At 51.1% G+C, this 16,800-nt stretch carries 17 protein-coding genes; 1 reads left to right on the forward strand and 16 read right to left on the reverse strand.

The features are described from left to right. Positions 1 to 10: 10 nt before the first annotated feature. The 6 genes from yahO to AC27FC_RS08505 all read right to left on the reverse strand — a co-directional run bounded on the left by yahO (position 11) and on the right by AC27FC_RS08505 (position 5,987). Positions 11 to 286 (reverse strand): DUF1471 family periplasmic protein YahO, encoded by a 276-nt coding sequence (gene yahO / locus AC27FC_RS08480; RefSeq protein WP_033144835.1) that lies wholly within the window; start codon positions 284 to 286, stop codon positions 11 to 13. 149 nt (positions 287 to 435) lie between these two features. Beyond that, the gene (locus AC27FC_RS08485) at positions 436 to 1,467 is read right to left on the reverse strand and encodes an ABC transporter ATP-binding protein (RefSeq protein WP_143347444.1); all 1,032 of its coding nucleotides are present in this window, start codon (positions 1,465 to 1,467) and stop codon (positions 436 to 438) included. Between the two features lies 1 nt (position 1,468). Next, positions 1,469 to 3,043: an ABC transporter permease gene (locus tag AC27FC_RS08490; protein ID WP_048976680.1), complete on the reverse strand. Its 1,575-nt coding sequence runs from the start codon at positions 3,041 to 3,043 to the stop codon at positions 1,469 to 1,471. 24 nt (positions 3,044 to 3,067) lie between these two features. After that, positions 3,068 to 4,084 carry an iron ABC transporter substrate-binding protein gene (locus AC27FC_RS08495; protein WP_039263996.1) on the reverse strand — a complete coding sequence of 339 codons (1,017 nt, stop codon included), beginning with the start codon at positions 4,082 to 4,084 and terminating at the stop codon, positions 3,068 to 3,070. A 355-nt stretch (positions 4,085 to 4,439) separates the two neighbouring features. After that, positions 4,440 to 5,270 carry a CPBP family intramembrane glutamic endopeptidase gene (locus tag AC27FC_RS08500; protein ID WP_143347445.1) on the reverse strand — a complete coding sequence of 277 codons (831 nt, stop codon included), beginning with the start codon at positions 5,268 to 5,270 and terminating at the stop codon, positions 4,440 to 4,442. 327 nt (positions 5,271 to 5,597) lie between these two features. Further along, complete coding sequence (locus AC27FC_RS08505; protein WP_487159970.1) at positions 5,598 to 5,987, reverse strand: HumD family translesion DNA polymerase; 390 nt, start codon at positions 5,985 to 5,987, stop codon at positions 5,598 to 5,600. A 203-nt stretch (positions 5,988 to 6,190) separates the two neighbouring features. On the opposite strand from AC27FC_RS08505, the gene AC27FC_RS08510 reads away from it, so the two are divergent. Beyond that, positions 6,191 to 8,020 carry an acyltransferase family protein gene (locus AC27FC_RS08510; RefSeq protein ID WP_487159971.1) on the forward strand — a complete coding sequence of 610 codons (1,830 nt, stop codon included), beginning with the start codon at positions 6,191 to 6,193 and terminating at the stop codon, positions 8,018 to 8,020. Positions 8,021 to 8,246: 226 nt separating this feature from the next. Here the strand turns inward: AC27FC_RS08510 and AC27FC_RS08515 are convergent, their stop codons facing one another. The 10 genes from AC27FC_RS08515 to AC27FC_RS08560 form a co-directional block, all read right to left on the reverse strand. Further along, complete coding sequence (locus tag AC27FC_RS08515; RefSeq protein ID WP_487159973.1) at positions 8,247 to 8,672, reverse strand: tail fiber assembly protein; 426 nt, start codon at positions 8,670 to 8,672, stop codon at positions 8,247 to 8,249. A 1-nt stretch (position 8,673) separates the two neighbouring features. After that, positions 8,674 to 9,465 (reverse strand): gp53-like domain-containing protein, encoded by a 792-nt coding sequence (locus AC27FC_RS08520; protein WP_487159975.1) that lies wholly within the window; start codon positions 9,463 to 9,465, stop codon positions 8,674 to 8,676. Positions 9,466 to 9,790: 325 nt separating this feature from the next. Then, positions 9,791 to 10,495 carry a hypothetical protein gene (locus tag AC27FC_RS08525; RefSeq protein ID WP_108090049.1) on the reverse strand — a complete coding sequence of 235 codons (705 nt, stop codon included), beginning with the start codon at positions 10,493 to 10,495 and terminating at the stop codon, positions 9,791 to 9,793. 1 nt (position 10,496) lies between these two features. After that, the gene (locus AC27FC_RS08530) at positions 10,497 to 11,915 is read right to left on the reverse strand and encodes a ubiquitin-activating E1 FCCH domain-containing protein (RefSeq protein WP_232938017.1); all 1,419 of its coding nucleotides are present in this window, start codon (positions 11,913 to 11,915) and stop codon (positions 10,497 to 10,499) included. Beyond that, a complete protein-coding gene (locus AC27FC_RS08535) occupies positions 11,912 to 12,244 on the reverse strand; it encodes a hypothetical protein (protein WP_048976622.1) in 333 nt (110 codons plus the stop codon). The genes AC27FC_RS08530 and AC27FC_RS08535 overlap by 4 nt, the downstream gene beginning before the upstream one ends. Further along, on the reverse strand, positions 12,241 to 12,957 hold the full coding sequence (locus tag AC27FC_RS08540) for a hypothetical protein (protein ID WP_234090129.1): 717 nt from the start codon (positions 12,955 to 12,957) through the stop codon (positions 12,241 to 12,243). Before AC27FC_RS08540 ends, AC27FC_RS08535 begins: the two co-directional genes overlap by 4 nt. Continuing rightward, entirely contained in the window at positions 12,954 to 13,973 is a 1,020-nt protein-coding gene (locus AC27FC_RS08545; RefSeq protein WP_059360903.1) for a hypothetical protein, read from the reverse strand. Before AC27FC_RS08545 ends, AC27FC_RS08540 begins: the two co-directional genes overlap by 4 nt. Further along, a complete protein-coding gene (locus AC27FC_RS08550) occupies positions 13,973 to 14,248 on the reverse strand; it encodes a phage baseplate plug family protein (RefSeq protein WP_232938023.1) in 276 nt (91 codons plus the stop codon). Before AC27FC_RS08550 ends, AC27FC_RS08545 begins: the two co-directional genes overlap by 1 nt. After that, a complete protein-coding gene (locus AC27FC_RS08555; protein WP_487159978.1) occupies positions 14,245 to 14,961 on the reverse strand; it encodes a hypothetical protein in 717 nt (238 codons plus the stop codon). The genes AC27FC_RS08550 and AC27FC_RS08555 overlap by 4 nt, the downstream gene beginning before the upstream one ends. Next, on the reverse strand, positions 14,961 to 16,781 hold the full coding sequence (locus tag AC27FC_RS08560; RefSeq protein ID WP_487159980.1) for a hypothetical protein: 1,821 nt from the start codon (positions 16,779 to 16,781) through the stop codon (positions 14,961 to 14,963). The genes AC27FC_RS08555 and AC27FC_RS08560 overlap by 1 nt, the downstream gene beginning before the upstream one ends. Positions 16,782 to 16,800 lie beyond the last annotated feature (19 nt).

Raw genomic sequence — 16,800 nt, forward strand, 5'->3', positions numbered from 1 at the left:
TGCAATAACATTATTTTTTCTTGTAGATATTGGCCGTACCGTGAATTTTATTGTTGGTGTTCCCTGAAGTGAGCACCAGGACATCCGCGCCTTGCTTATCGGCTTTCTCAATCAGTTCTTTTTTCGCATCATCCACCGATACTTCATTCGAGGTGTTTACCGTACCGATTTTTTTATATTGAGATGCAACTTTCTTGAACTCGCTTTTAGTGAGTAGCTGGGCAGCAAAAGCATTGGTCGTAAACAGTAACGCCGTTCCCAACAAAATAGCAGTCGTCTTTTTCATAACCTTTTTCCTTGAGATTAATCAGCAACTACGAAAAACCTCACGCATTGTGGTGAGGTTTTATGAGCATGGTAGAGAATCTCAGGAATTGCCATGCGTTCGGGAAAAATCTTTTATAACAACCCGTTGCATGAAATTACTAACGAATATTAAGAATATTCGAATACCCGCGCGGTGCCAGCAATATCAATGCGTACAGCCGTGCCCGGGTTCCATCCTGGCTGGCTTACGGTCTTCAGAATTACGGGCTGCTGCTGCCCGGCTAATCCCAGGGTGAGCGTCGACAGCTGGCCGGTGAAGTCCACGTCGAGAATCGAGATCGGGCTTTCATGCGCTGCACATGCCGTCACGCGTAATTGTTCAGGGCGCATCATTACCCTGCCCTGCCCTGTTGCATGCGCGTTGTCCGTCGGCACTTCACCCAGCGCGCACACGGCATACCCGGCAGCGAGCTGAGCAGGGAGGATCACGGCATCGCCAAGAAACAGCGCCGTCTCTTCGTCAACGGGACGGGTGTAGACGTCATAAGGCGTACCGACCTGCGTGAAGCGTCCGGAGCGCATGACGGCGACCTGGGTAGCAAAGGACAACGCTTCGTTCTGGTCGTGGGTGACCAGAATCGAGGCCACGCCCGCTTCGGCCAGCAGATCGGCCGTTGCCTTACGCGTCATCGCGCGAAGGCCGGTATCCAGAGCCGAGAACGGTTCATCCAGCAGCATCAGTGAAGGTCGCTGGGCCAGCGCACGGGCAAGCGCCACGCGCTGCTGCTGTCCGCCGGAAATCTCGTGGGGCCAGTGCGTTGCGAGCTGCCTGTCCAGAGAAACCATCTCCATCAGCGCCTCAACGCGCTGGCGCTTCTCGTGGCGAGTGCCGTCCAGCCCCCAGGCGATGTTGTCTGCCACATTGAGGTGCGGGAACAGCGCACCCTCCTGAGGCACAAAACCGATCCGGCGCAGGTGGGCGGGAACAAAACTGTTTTCATCGAACAGCGTTCTCCCCTGCATGACAACGCGCCCGGTGTCAGGCGTTTCGAACCCGGCCAGAATACGCAGCAGCGTGGTTTTCCCCGACCCGGACGGCCCGACAATCGCCGTCCTGCTCCCCGGCGCCACGCTCAGGTTTAAGCTGTCGAGCACCTGCACATCAGAAAACGATTTAGAAATGGCGGTTAATTCAAGCATGTCATAGCCCTGCAATTTTTTTCGACTGCATATAGAGAATGGCGGTCAGCGGGAGTGAAATCAGGATCATCAGCATCGCGTAAGGCGCGGCGGCCACATAGTCAATTTCACTGGTCAGCGCCCAGAATCCGGTGGAGAGCGTGCGCGTGCCCAGCGGAGAGAGCAGCAGCGTGGCGGTCAACTCGTTGCTGACGCCGAGGAAAACCAGCGCGGCCCCCGCCGCCGCACCCGGCGCGGCCAGCCGCATCGTGACGCTCCAGAGCGCCTTCGCGGGCGTGCTGCCCAGGCTGCGCGCCACGTTCTCCAGTTCGACCGGCGCCTGCGCAATCCCCGCCCGCAGGTTGATGAGCGCACGGGGCATAAACATCAGCAGGTAGGCAAGGAACAGGGTAATTTCCGTCTGGTAAATGGGACGGGCGTAGTGAATGGTGACGGTGACCAGCGCCAGCGCCGTGACGATGCCCGGCAGCGAGCTGGTGATATAGATGCACCCTTCCAGCATCCGGAAGATGCGGTGCGGATAGCGGATACCGAGCCACGCGATGGGGATCACGCACGCCGTCGTCAGAAGCGCGCCGCCCACGCCGAGCATCAGCGTCTGGCGCAGGGAGTGCCAGAGATCGGCACTCATCCAGTTTTGCACGCCGCCGAGCCAAATCCAGCGACACAGGACAATTAACGGCACGCCCAGCGCCAGCACGATCAGCACGATGAAAAACAGCTGGCCCAGCGCGGCGGCCGCAGGCTTCAGCGGCCAGCGTTTCTGCTCGCGCGCGGCCCCGGCGCCAATGCGCGCGTAGCGTGCTTTTCCGCGCGTCACGCCCTCCAGCATTAATATAGCCAGACAGCACAAGGCCAGCACGCCCGCCAGCATGTTCGCCGCCGGGCCGCTGAAGGTAGACTGGAACTGGTCATAAATTGCCGTGGTGAAGGTATCAAAGCGGATCATCACGTACAGGCCATATTCCGCCAGCAGGTGCAGCGCCACCAGCAGCGCGCCGCCGCAGATAGCGAGCTTAAGCTGGGGCAGCACCACGCGGAAAAAGACCCGCCACGGCGGCGTACCCAGCGAAGCGGCGACATCTTCAAGCGTCGGGTCAAGGCGACGCAGCACCGCCGCAACCGGCATATAGATAAACGGATAGTAGGCAAGAACCGAGAGGAACACGCCCGCGGAGAGCCCGTGCATGGACGGGACAGCGCTCACCCAGGCGTAGCTTTGCACAAACGCGGGGATCGCCAGCGGGGCGACCGCCAGTGCGGACCAGATCCCTCGCCCGGCAAGCTGCGTGCGCTCCGTGAGCCAGGCGATTGCCACGCCCGTCACGATACACAGCGGAACCGCTAAAGCCGTCAGCCACAGCGTGTTGCTGAGCAGCTCAGCAACACGCGGGCGAAACACCAGCGCCTTAATGGTTTCCCAGCCGGTCTCAATGCCAATGGCAATGATAAAACCCAAAGGCAGAAGCGCCATTAATGAAAACAACACAGCTAACGCAACCATCGGCAGTGCAGGACGCCTGCGGGCAGGCTCCTGCACTCTGTTTTTTCCGATGTCGAGACTCAGACCAGACATAAGACGTTCACTTCACTCTCAGGATCACAGCAGGCCGGCTTGCGTCATCAGCTCGATAACTTTTTTACTGTTGAGCGTTGAAGGTTCAACTTTCGGCGCATCAAGATCTTTCAGCGGGACCAGTTTCGGGTTTGAGGCCGCGTTCACGCCCACGGCATATTCAAAGGCGTTGTTGGTCCGCAGGCTTTCCTGGCCTTCTTTACCGGTAATGTATTTGATGAAGGCCTGCGCCTGCGCTTTGTGTTTGCTGGACGCCAGCACGCCGCCGCCAGAGAGGCTCACGAACGCGCCCGGATCCTGGTGTTTGAAGTAGTAAAGCTGGGTGTTTTTGCTGTTTTCACCGGTTTTGGACTGATCGACAAAACGGTAGTAGTGATAAATCACGCCACCATCAATCTGACCGGCATTGACCGCTTTCATCACGGTGCTGTTGCCTTTATAGGCAACGAAATTGGCTTTCATCGCCTTGAGCCATTCCAGCGTGGCCTTTTCGCCTTTCAGCGCCAGCATCGCGCTCACGATGGCCTGGAAATCCGCGCCTGACGGTGATGCCGCCCAGCGGCCTTTCCACTCGGGTTTTGCCAGATCCATCAGCGATTCAGGCAGCTGCTTTTCATTCAGCTTTTCCGGGTTATACACAAACACCGTGCTGCGCGCCGCGATGCCAATCCAGCGGCCGTGCGCCGGACGATATTCTGCCGGTACCTGCTTCAGGGTGTCTGCATCCAATGGCGCAAACAGGTTGGCGTTATCCACCAGCACCATTGAAGGCGAGTTCTCCGTCAGGAACACGTCTGCCGGTGACGCGCTGCCTTCCTGAACCAGCTGGTTACCCAGCTCGCTGTCATCGCCATTACGCAGAGTGACTTTAATGCCGGTTTCTTTGGTAAAACCGTCAACCCACGACTTCACCAGGTTTTCGTGCTGCGCGTTATAAACAACGATACCTTCGTTGTTATCAGCGGCAACCGCTTGTGTGGAAAGGAAAAGGGATGAAGACAACAAGGCAAGCGAGAAGCAGGACAGCAGGCGAGAATTCATGAACATATCCTTTATAGACCAACGGGATTAACGACTCATAGCTTTGTGGGACAGGATTAAAGCATACAACAACGCTAATGATAATTAGTATCAATCGAGTTTAGTCGTAAAAGTGTAAAATTTCTTTTTAGCAGATTTTAGAATGATAAAAATCCAAATTTTAATGAGAGATAATTTTTAGATTAAGAAAACCTTAAGCCTGCCTACAGTGAAATTCATTAGCCTTCTATTCATTATGACGCGAAGGTAAATCTGTTATTCATGCGCCCGGCAGATATAAAAGCCCCGATCTTGCGGGGCTTTTTATGCTTATCCGGAGGTCGCTAAATTTATAAGGCGACTAATTTAAAAAGCATCACATAACCGCATGAGGGGCATACATAGGATAGGTGAAGAACAATAAATGCACGCAGTTCAGCCCAAAATGGAATAACGTTGCAACCCAGAGCCTGCCGCTCCACATCCACGCCAGGCCGTAAATAATGCCGGAGAGGCTGGCAAAAATAATCAGTAGTAAACCGCCGCTATAATGCATCAGTCCAAAGATGACTGAGGCAATCAACAGCGCGACAACAGGATGAATAATCCGGGACAAGCGTTGCTGCAGGTAGCCTCTGAACAAGGCTTCCTCAGCCAAAGAGACGAAAAAAATATTCGCAAGGGCAAATTGAGCGAACCATTCTGGCGCATGCGGCTCAATTCTAAGTCCGCCCAACGCAACAGCCAGAAGTAACAGCGCGGGTATCGCAAGAACCAATATTCCCCAGCCGACCTTGCCCGCTTTATAGAGGGGTTTTGCGACGAATAACGTTGGCATGCACGTAATTAAAAAGAACGGCACCACTGCCTTGTCCATATTAAAGTACATACTGAACGGTATGCTTTGCGGACCTACGACGACAGCATCCAGCACTTTGGGGTTATGAAAACCAGGGATCAGATGCAAAACCAGGGCAACGGCGATGGCCACGCACAGGCCTTCGACCAGATATGTATATTTATTATTTTTATTACGTAGCCATTCAACAACAGACCAGCCAACAACGATTGATGCAATAACCAGCAGCGCCGGGGCGTCAAGAATGCCCTGTTTCCAGCCCAGAAATGCCGTTAATCCCAGCATCAGGTAAGCCAGGCTTTTATTAAGGGAGAGTGCGGCAAGCGAAGTTGCGAGTAGATACCACATAAATGTCCTTCTTGACCGGTAAATTTTAGGGGCGATGTCCCAAATATGTCCCACAACGGAAATCAGGAGGATGTGAAAGAGGCGTAACTCTATGAAATGAAATGGCACGCCCTGTAGGATTCGAACCTACGACCTACGGCTTAGAAGAACGTAGAGTACTATTTAACACACTGTAATGTAATTAGTTTTTCCGCGCTCGCACGTGGTTTGTGTCATTACGTGTCGTTATATGCTCCTGCGTTTCGTTATGATTCATCCATGCATGACACATCCGTGACACAGAGAGTGCACAGCCATGCCTCCGGGCATAGCTATGCCTTTTCCCCATCACATCACCGGGCAGTCGTCGAACTCGCCCGAGCGCGCATCATTGATGCTGTACGTGATCACCCCAAACACTGGCCGTGAAGAATCGCTGGCCTCATCCCTTAATGGTAACGGCTCCCTCCTTCCATTTTCAGGGTTTTCAAGATACGGCTGCGGATGTGTTCTGTAGCGCATGATCCTGAACTCACCATCAACGGCACAGACAAGCAGAGAACCGTCTTTCGGTGTCAGTGATGAATCAACGATGAGCATGGCGCCCTTCATGATCCCCGCACGTAGGTATGTCGTGCCGGCTACCATCATGTAGGTAGCTGAAGGATGAGCAATAAGCCGCTTGTCGAGTGATATACGCTCTTCAACGTAGTCTTGTGCAGGGCTCGGGAATCCCATAATGCACCTCCGATAAATACTGTTCATGCATACAGTATTATTGATCGATGGCGTCGATCAAGTCCCTCTTCGTCTGATTTTTGTGATCTGCTTTGATGTGGTTGATACGACTGGTTATGTCCGGATGACGACCTTTATAAAAAGGTCTATCATCCGTTATCTTAATTTCGCCATGCCTGGCGCTTTTGAATGATGGTTACAAAATGACCTATAAACAATTCAGGCTCGATATAAATGGTTTGAGAGCCTTTGCAGTGATTAGTGTTGTCCTTTATCACTTTGGCGTTCCCTACGTATCAGGGGGATTTGTTGGCGTAGATGTATTCTTTGTGATTTCTGGTTTTCTTATGACAGGAATCGTGCTTGAGCGCGTAGATCACAAAGGAGTGCTTGATTTCTATATAGCCAGATTTCTGAGGATAGTTCCTGCCTTGTTGGTAGTTGTCATCACCCTGATGGCTTTCGGCATGCTTGCTTTAAGCACAAATGAATATGAGGTACTCAGCAAGAATGCTATAGCTTCATTGCTTTTTTATTCAAATAATTATTATGCTATTCATTCTAGCTACTTCGACCCATCATCTGAATTAAATTTTCTGCTTCACACATGGTCGCTATCAGCAGAGTGGCAATTCTACATTCTGTACCCTTTACTGGTTATTCTAATTAAAAAATTACGACTTCCTGTAGGGTTGTCATTATCAGCGATATTTACCATGTCACTCGCCATTACCCTTATGCGCGTAACGGGAACTCGAGAGGATATCTTCTATTTGCTCCCTACAAGGGCCTGGGAGATGCTGTCAGGAGGTCTTGTTTACATGGCGTCTGTGCGTTACAAAACGCCAGAGTGGATAAAGCATTGTGATGGCTACGGTATAGCGCTCATCGTTGTCGCCGTTACCATCTTACACAGTAACGGGTACTGGCCAAGCTATTCGACTTTTGCTCCCGTTCTGGGGGCTTCTATGGTTATTCTGGCTAATGACCAGAATTCGATATTCACATCAAACAGAGTGGCCCAATGGGCTGGCAAGACATCTTATTCAGTTTATTTATGGCACTGGCCAGTAGTTGTTGCAATGAGGTATTACCATATCGACTTCAGCGCCATAAATATTTTTATCGGAGTTGTAACATCCTTCGCGCTAGGAGACCTTTCCTACCGAATTATTGAAAGCACTCTGAGAAAGAGAGCCAGGTTAATATTTAATATTTCTCTTTTTGCTGTCGCCCTGTCGGCATGCATGTTTGTTATGATAACAAAAGGCTTAAGCTTTAGATTTTCAGATGCTCTGAAGCAGGTTGTTGAGTATCGCATGGATAACTCTTCATGGAGGCCAGATACATGCTTCCTGAATCCAGAGCAGGATTACACGGCGTTCTCAAAATGCCAGGACAAAATGACTTCAAAATCATTTGTTGTATGGGGTGACTCGCATGCTGCACATCTCATGCCTGGCTTAAGGTCGGTTTTTGGTAATGACCTAAATATTACTCAGAGAAGCGCGAGTCTTTGCCCGCCTATCATTGGCCTTCAGATAGATGGAAGACCGCACTGCAAGACTATCAATGATATGGTTGCAAGAGAGATTTCAGATAACAAACCTAACACGGTATTGATGTCTGCATTGTGGTCTGTCTACCCTATGCGTGAATATCTTCCCTGGACGATTAAATTCCTGAAGGATAATGGCGTTAAAAACATCATTCTTGTAGGTCCTTTCCCTGTCTGGAAAAAAACTTTGATTGATACTATAGAAGAGACCGGAGTTAATGCCGGGAGGACAGTTCCATGGGCCATGACTGATGAAACCAGAAATCTCAGGGATAATGATGTCTACCTAAGAGGTTTGGCGAAAGATAACTCGCTTACTTATATTTCACCACTTGATACGATGTGCACGGAGAGTTATTGCAAGGCAATAATCGGGCATAAACACGCTTACCCTGTGCAGTTTGACTTTGCGCACCTTACGCCAGAAGGCTCAAGGTGGTTTATTGAGGAAGTTGAAAAGCAGGTATCAAAATAAATAAGAGGGGCAAATGCCCCTCTTTGTTTTACAAAGCTATATTTTGCTTGAGAGGATCACACCGGTTCATCAAAATCACACTCAGGGCAAATCCAGCACATGAAACCATAGCGCATCCCCTGGTACATCTGAGCACCACAGATAGGACAAAATCTTTTTGAGGATGTATTTGAAGATTGGTCATTATTTGTTGTTGGGGCACTGTTATCTGACATGATTTTCTCCATTAAACTGGATATTTGGCAATAATTGCCGCCCTATCATTTTGAAACTTTAACTTCAAGGCATCAAGTTGAGCCTCAACTATGGTTTTTTTTGGTTGCTCACTGTCGCCATCGTTAACCGAGGCGGCTAGCCATGCCATATTTAATAAATAAGTTTCTTCTTTGTAAGAGTTACTCAACGAGGCCAGTTCTGCTTTTCTCAATTCAGAATTAGGCTGTACAGGAATATCAACCCACGCTGGCATTCCATTTTCATCTCCCCCTCTCACCTTTCCTGAAGGCGGCTCAGAAGTGAATTCATTATACACCTCTGAGCTAACCAAAACCGCATCGCTAGGCCAGGTTCCTGCAAGGTCATAACGCGGCTTTAGGTCATACAGATAAAATGTATTGTTTGACTTGCTGAAGTAAATATCATTATTTTCCATTTCAGAACCCCACCGCAAACCATCTAATTGAACGACCGTTAAAGAAGATACTCCCGCCAGAACTTAAAATACCAACAGTCATGTTTGTGCTTGTAGGTACAATTGCCACTTCGAAAGGAGTCTGGCTATATGTGCCGTCCTCAAAAATCGCAAATGCAGCTATACAACCGTTAGGGAATGCCTGAGGGAAGTTAACCACCAAAAAGTTTCCTGTCCCACCAGGGGCTGTGACCTTGCCTCCCTGCTGGATCATCAGACCAGGTCCATGCGATACAAAGCTTAATGTCGTTCCTGAAAAAGTTAAACCAAGCGTGTTCTGCATAGAGCCAGAATCAGCACTCGAGAGAATGGTCCTTGAAAATGCTGATAAATCAGTTAATGCCATAGTGTCAGTGCCATTAAAATACGGAATCTTATTGGCCGTTCCTGTCAGGGACGCTAAAGCGGTTAATGTTGGATCGAGAGGTTGTAGATTCGTTAAGAGATAATCAATTGTTCCGGCTGTCATCATGTTTGCTGCAATGTCATTTGCAGACCACGCCCGGGCGGTCGTTCCTTCCTGGCCGCGACTGATGGTCATAGTGTCGCCGGAACGTGCTGTGACATGAACGATTTCGGTTATTTGCCCTGTTGCGGCATCAATTAAAGTAAGCTTGAAAAAGCTGGTACCAGATACTGGTGATGGAAACAGTGCGCCCGTTCCGGTATTTACAGTCATTGAAGTTGCACTGGAGCTAATTCCTGCTGCCAGCACTGTCTGTGCATTGTTGGCGGCCAAAAGTGTAAGTGCCATTTATCCTCCGGGATTTCGGCAATAAAAAACCCGCACAAGGCGGGCTCTTAGTGTTAATATCAATTAAAAATGAATGAGGATTTCAGAATGAATAGTCTACCGGTGTTTATTGCTAAGTTTCTCTTGTCATCCGTCAGCGCAATAACAATTCTACTTTCGGCTTTTCTGATATTTTTAATTTTCGACATGTGGATTCATGAAGGAATACCACCATTCGAAAACATTAAATTCAGTGTCGCGATTTTTTTTACAAACACTATGCTTCTGGTTATATGCCAGTGCCTTAAGTATTACACTGACATGGCTATAGATCGCCGTGATAACACTACCCGATGATAGTGACGGTAACAGGCTGATAAAATGGCATATGGAGCAATCCACTATCAAAGGCCTGCTTGAAGAGTGAGGCGTACTCGTAATTATCACTCTTTATAAGCAGGCTGTTCTTCTGATTGTAAATTCGTGAGTTGAAAGAAAAGCGATTAAACATGGATGTATCAGTAAGCTTTCTGTATCCCTTTATAATCGATATGCTTGCGCCAGAACCAGAGAAGAGAACAGAAATACTCCACCTCTGGTCATTAACAACATCGACACCGTCAATGCCAGTCAAGAACCTCATGATGCGGCGCTTCAGCCATGGGATGGTGAAGTAGTAACCGTCACCTTTGTAGAAATTCCATGTCATTATGCGTTTGAACAGATCATCAGAGACAACAACCTGCTCAGACTGATTTACCACCTTCCGCCCATTGAATGGTAGTTGGTTAAACAGCATGGCATTGTATGGACCATAAACGCTTCGCTTCCCACTTATAAGCACCGGTGGTTTTACGCCATAAATCCCTCTGGCTATCCATTTTAGCTGGTCGCCAGCATTGTACCCGCCGACAAAGATCGGAAGGTTGGCGTTAATCATCCATGAATAAATTTCCTGAGCCATGGTGTTATACGCAGTGACGAACGCCTGAAGATCATCATCGTCGTTATACTGCGTATACAGGTATGATTTAATGATATCTTCCAGCATGTTATATCCCGTCAACAATCACCCCATCTGAGGCGATGTACCAGTAACTGTATGGGTCGCCGCTGATGATATTCGTCCCGGCGTCCACACCTGTGATAACGCCGTTCACAGTCACAATAACATTCAGGGTTGAGATAAGGCTCATATCCAGCGTGCCGTTAATCGCCTGAAGGAATACATCCTTAACGTTATTGATGTTCATCGGGTTTCCAGCAAATATCCCATTCACATAGTTAATCACCGGCTGCGACACAAGGGAGGCGATTGTGGCATCCGTCAGGTAATTCGCGCGTTCTGTCGCCCATTCAAACTTGATAGTCACCAGTTGCTGGAGCGGTACAACAAACGGGATCAGGTAGTTATCTGGCCAGTCGTTTATTGTCACGATGTTATTTCTAAGATTAGGCGTGACCACCCCGCCACCGGTCCAGGTGCCTGAGGAAGTGGTGTTAATGCCTATAGAGAAAGTGTGTGGGCTCAACACGGTGACGGTAAGAGGCACGTTATTGATGCCGCTCATTCCGGTGACGCCGGTGATGTTGATAAGCTGCCCTGTGCTGAATCCGTGAGTGATGTCAGTCGTTACAACGCCAGGGTTAGCATTTGTAATTCCCGTGACATTCAGGTCTGTGCCTTTAAGTCTGCTGATATCGCCAGCTGACTTATAAATGGCCCCGGCCATTTCATAGATATCGCCACCACCGCACATCACAATCCATGCATTGCCGCTCTGAACCACGGAAACCAGCCTGGCCTGAACATTGCTCAGGTCGGTTAGCTTCTGACGGATAAAGCCAGGATAACCCTGAACAGTTGACATCTGACCTTCCCAGACGCGCTCGCGAAACTCGTAGTTAGTTTCTGGCGCCCCGCCAGGCGTGCCGGCAACAGGGTTGGTACAGGTCAAGGTAATATCCGACGGCAGACTGGTCAGTATCTGGTTAACAGATCCTGCGGGTACAGCCCACGACCCGGTATTTGTCGCAACACCAGTTACCATCGAGCTGACACCTGATGACAAAATTATTGTAGCGTCGGCGATCTGATAGGTATAGGTGCCATCACTGACCAGAAACCCCTGGGGTATTACGAATCCAGCCGGTCCCGAGAAGGTCACTGGAACTGTGGTTGACCCTTCAGTTTTTTGCGGGCTGATACCTGACTGCTGAGCCAGGAGGTTCAGCATGTACATATTCGCTTTAAGCGGGCCAACAGAGTTTATGAGGTCGACGCGGATCTGATCGGCAATGAGCAGCGCGCCAACGTCGGTACCGACTATATCCTCAATCAGCGAGCCCGGGAGGTCCGTAGTAATACCGGGTGATAACTCAGTGGCTCTGGAAACCAAATCTGCGCGCAGTTCTTCGGATGTTTTCGGCACTGGCCCGGCTGCGTCATAGCTTACGGACAAATCACTCATACGTTCACCGTTGTGATAATTTTAGAACCGGCGTTCGTTATCGCCGAAATGTTGTATACGGGCGGGTCATCACTCACCAGGGCGATCTGCAGCGATGAGAAATACTGGCTAAATTGCCGCTGAAGCCTGTCAACATAGTAGGTTGGCAGCACCTGCTGAATGACCGAGCTCTGCGCCGGAATGCCATTATTTGCAAAAAATGGTGACTCCTGCGGAGCCAGCTTCAGATTCTGGATCAGCGTCGTAAGATAAATGGAGTCGTTGAAGCCATTTTCATCCGGCACCACCAGCACCCACTTGCCATTTGCATCTCTCCCGTAGGTTCTCATTGCGTGATGTTCCCGTTGAAAGTGGTGGTTGGGCCGCCGGTGTTTGAACCGCCATTACCGTTCGAATGCTGATGAGAATTCACCCATGCAACCAGAGCGGCCCAGCCAGTATGCATAATCGCCGGGCTGGTGCTGGCGGTTGAGTCCTGCAACTTCCCGGAAGTCCCCGTGATGCTCCACATACCCTGTGTTAGGGTTAGCACCGTGCTGCCGACTGTCACCTTAAACAAATCTACTGCCGCAATCGTCACGCTGTCAGGCGTTAACAGAAACGTCGTGTTGCTTCCCTGATCCCGGATGGTTACGCCCTCGGGCCCGTAGATGGTGACAACGTTCCCGTCGACAGCCTCCCATTCCGTATTGCTGATCGGCAGGTACACCAGGGCGCTCAGGTTGGCGGGAGGGGTTAGGTCAGCAACCCCCCCGCCTTGACCGCTGACGCCGCCGAGGTAAGTGTCGGCAGGGATGACAATGCCTTTATCCCCTGGCTGCATCGGATAGCGGATGTACTGCGGGCCGAAGAGTGGGATGGTGACATTAGGGAAAACGTATGGCGTGTCATGCAACTCGAAAGACACGGTGACCATGTTTCCCTGCTGCTCAACAATGCTGGCCGGCAGGATTTTACCGGCGGCCTGGAAAGCCTCATTAAACTTCTGCTCGGCGAACCTGTTCATGTTTCGGCCGAAATTAAGCTTCTGGTCAACACTCATTTTGTCTTAACCGCCTCCGCTGGGTATGCCTCAATCACAGTGATCCACGCTTCAGCTGTTGGCTGCCTGCTGTTACCCAGCAACCTCACCGATTGCACTACAAATTCACCGTTAAAGGCTGAGTCATCGCGAAACTGCGAGTAAGAGGATGCCTGAATCATCGGCCTGGCCTTTTCTGGCATCAGGATATGGTCGCCAGTCTGCAGGTCTGCGCGCATGACGCAGACGACACTGACAACGCCGAAACTGATCCATGTTGGCTGGCCGATCAGGTCATTGAATTTTATCTGGACAGGATTTTTACTCCTTTCCGTCGCGCTGATTTTCGATCCCTGATCTGGATGGTTAGCGTAATCGTTATCCCACACCCGGATTTCGTTGCCGTTCACCACGGCAATTTCCACCCCCGTATAGCCTGGGTCTTTGATGCGGGACAGCGAAAACGCCCGCAGGTTTTTTGCCAGCTCAGCGAGGGAGCCGCAAAACATGGGGCGATCGTAATTCAATGTCAGCCTGTCGCTGATGCTTATGTTCGGCGTAAATCCGCCCATCGTCATGATACATTGTGTCAGCGCAACGGAGAGTTTCTGCCCCATAGACCATGGCATGGTGAGCTGCAGAGGCACCATTTGCCCGCGGGCAGTGGTATTAACCGGACCAGCGACAATGATGAAGTCCAGCCGCAGCTCTGTACCCTGCCAGTTGCCGAACACCTGAAAAATGGTTCCCTCAATGGCAAGCTTTTTATCCCATACGCCCGCAAGCGGCAATCCTTTCGACATCCCGGCAAAGATCTGAATTCGCTTACCGTAAAGGTTCTGTCTGGCCTGCTGCATGTCTTTAGGGCCGATACCCCATACAGTGAGATGGGTTTCCCCTGCTGGCGTGGATTCACCAAAGCGCATGATGTCGAATTCCACCATCAGCGCGCCGGGGTTATAGACTCCATTCTTCAGGCTGGAATATTGCTGGATTAAGGTGTCGCCATCAAAAATGTTAATTTCGTAGTAGCGCATCAGCTCGTTACCTCAATCTGCCCGTTCTTTTCACGCCAGATCATGGTCGTCGATGTAAACACCCCATTCAGAAGGTTTATTCCCCCGGTGGATGTCGAGCCCACAACAGCAGTATTCAGCACCGGATTTCCGGCGCTGTTGGTGATCAGCAAATACCAGCGCTGCGCGGCGATGTTCCACTTCATCTGGCAGGTGTACACCGTACCGTCGAGAACAGGCGCGAACGTCATGCTCTTCCTTTCAAGCCCGGTAAACGGGTAATTGACAGTGCTCATATGCCAAATACCCCCTGCAGCTTGCCAATCACGCCTGTCACCGCTTCAGTAACCGAACCACCGAGAGATGTGTTGCCAAGAGCGCTGACTGTGTTTGTCCATGCGCTGCTGTTGTTCTGGTCCCCGCCGTCAATTTTGCTGAGGAAGCTGTTTACGGCCTGATCTGCAGCAGTTTCGGTAATCAGTGGCTGCTCGAAATCCCATAGCCACGACCGCTGAGGAAGCGGGTCATTACCGGTAGAGCTGTCCTTAACCGTTTTCAGGATGCAGTTGTTGTATATCAGCGAAGGGGTGGCAACGATGTAAGTCCCGCCCAGGTTGGCATGTGCCTGAAGCACCGCCTGCAGTGCGCTCAGAGTAACAAGCTTTGTCATGGCTCCGGTATTCTCGTTCACTGGCGCATCCATCATCAGGCTGACCCTCAGCGGCTGAGCCAGAAGCGCGTTGGCCGCGACTGTCTGGTTAGCAAATGGATATTTAGCAATGTCGTAGTCGACCATTGTCGAGCCCAGAACAGGCCGCCAGTGGCAGAAATATTTGTCCAGATCGGTAAGGTTGATTGCCCCGCCGAGCAGCCCGGTCACAAAGCTGGCGCTCTGGGTAAGCGCAACTATGGGCAGCATGCCGCCGGGGATGGCCTCCGCAACTCCATTGCAGAGGATGACCGGTGAGATTTCAAACCCGAGCCGGTAGAGTTCGCGAGTAAATGCCATTATCCAGTCACTCCAAGCTGTGATGATGAAACGATGGCATTGCCGCCTGTGTTGTTGAATATCTGGATAACTGCGCCCTCGCTGACCCGGTTTCCGGCGCCCTCTTTCGTTGACATGGCGGAAATGAGTTTTGCCAGAATTGCAGGGTCGTTAAGGTTCAGCCTGTCGTTAGCGCCAAGCCCGGTCGTTTTAACGACGTGACGGATGTACTCCTCTGTATCGTTCTCGTTCGACGGGGCCCATTTTTTCGCTATATCAGTGACCGTGTTGATGCCACGGGTACCATAAATTTGCAGTTGCTTCGCCGACGCCAGCACGCCCTCATCGAGTGTAGGGAAGACCGCAAATTTCCCGCTCTGTGTGTTGTGCGTTCCGTACCCCTCTGCCCAGCGCAGATTGGTCGGGTTGTTGAACCGGTCGGCGATAGTCCTGCCTTTCGCGGAGACATCAGCAGGGGTTGGATCGACTGGCTTAATATCCCCACTGGAGAAGAACCGCTTAACACCCTTCAACCATCCCCACACCCTGGGGTCATCTTCGGAACCTGGCGTGTAAGTCTGCCCTGTCTTCGGGTCCGTAACTTTCTTATTGCTCAGTATTGAGGATCCGGAAGTCAAATCCGATACTGAGATGTCGGTTTTACCGACAACCCAGTCGTAAACCTTCCCGATTAGCGCCCCAAGCTTTTCGATACCAGCCATGAAGTCGTCAACGTCTTTGGTGAACTCTGGCGATGCGAGGTATTTCCCGAAGCGTTCAATACCTCCCGCCAGCCCGTCAATCCACTTACCGAGTTCTGGAGACTGCAGCACCGTATCAATAGCGCCAGCAAGCGCATCAGAAAGCTTGCTCAGCTGCGGGGTTAACGGGCCGAGCCCGCGCACGAACGTGTTCCGGATGCTCTGCTCGCTGTAATCCAGCTGGACGTTGAAATCCTGCCACTGCCGAGCCTGCCGATCGGTGATCTGCAGTAACTTCGCATCCTTCTGCGCCCGGCGTTCCATGGCATCGATTTCTTCATCGCTCATGTTTTTAAAGCGATTCAGGTCATCAAGGCTGAAGAAATTCGTCAGGCCGTAGGCGTTTGCACCCTGCAGGGTGCTTCCGTTTTTGACAAAGATATCTCGAGCATTGCGAATCATCTGCGGCAGGAGTTTGGCCGGGTCTTGGTCTGGGTTGTTGATGCCCATAGCCTGGAATGCCCAGCGCTTTGACAGATCCATCTGGCTGTCGCGGATAGCGCCCAGCGCTCCCGTCGGGTTTCCAAGCGCTTTCTGGTAGTTAATGGCTGTCGAGTCCAGCGCGCCGATGCTCGTCCCGATCCCGAGAGAGGTGAAGCGCTGGGAGCCGGTTGTGGCCGCCAGGCGGTTAAGCCCGAAAAGACCGCCGACACCCAGCACGCCGGTAAACAGACCGACAATTCCACCCCATGACAGCAGGCTTGTGGTTGCATCCCTGATGTGCCCGGCCAGAGACTTAGCATCCTTCGTTGCATCACTCAAAAAACCCTTTGATGAGCGGGTTTTCTTGTTGAAGTCTTCCTGACTTTTATTCGCCCGGTCCAGGCTGTCGGTAAGCCGCTCAAGTCCGCTGTTTATCGACAGAATCGCGCTTGCTCCCTCAGAAAAAGCTTTAGCCAGAAGGTCACCTTCTGTTTTGGCTTTCACCGTCTCTTTGGTAGCATCCGAGGCGCCATGCGCCAGCCCGCGCCATGCTTCAGGAAGATCCTCAAGTGCAGCCTGATATTCTTTAAACCTCTCCATAAATGCGACAAACTTGTCGTCATTTACGTCAATATCGACAATAGACTTAGCCACCATTGAAGGAACCCCTGTCTTT

The organism is Enterobacter sp. C3_dUdeg (genome assembly GCF_057536195.1).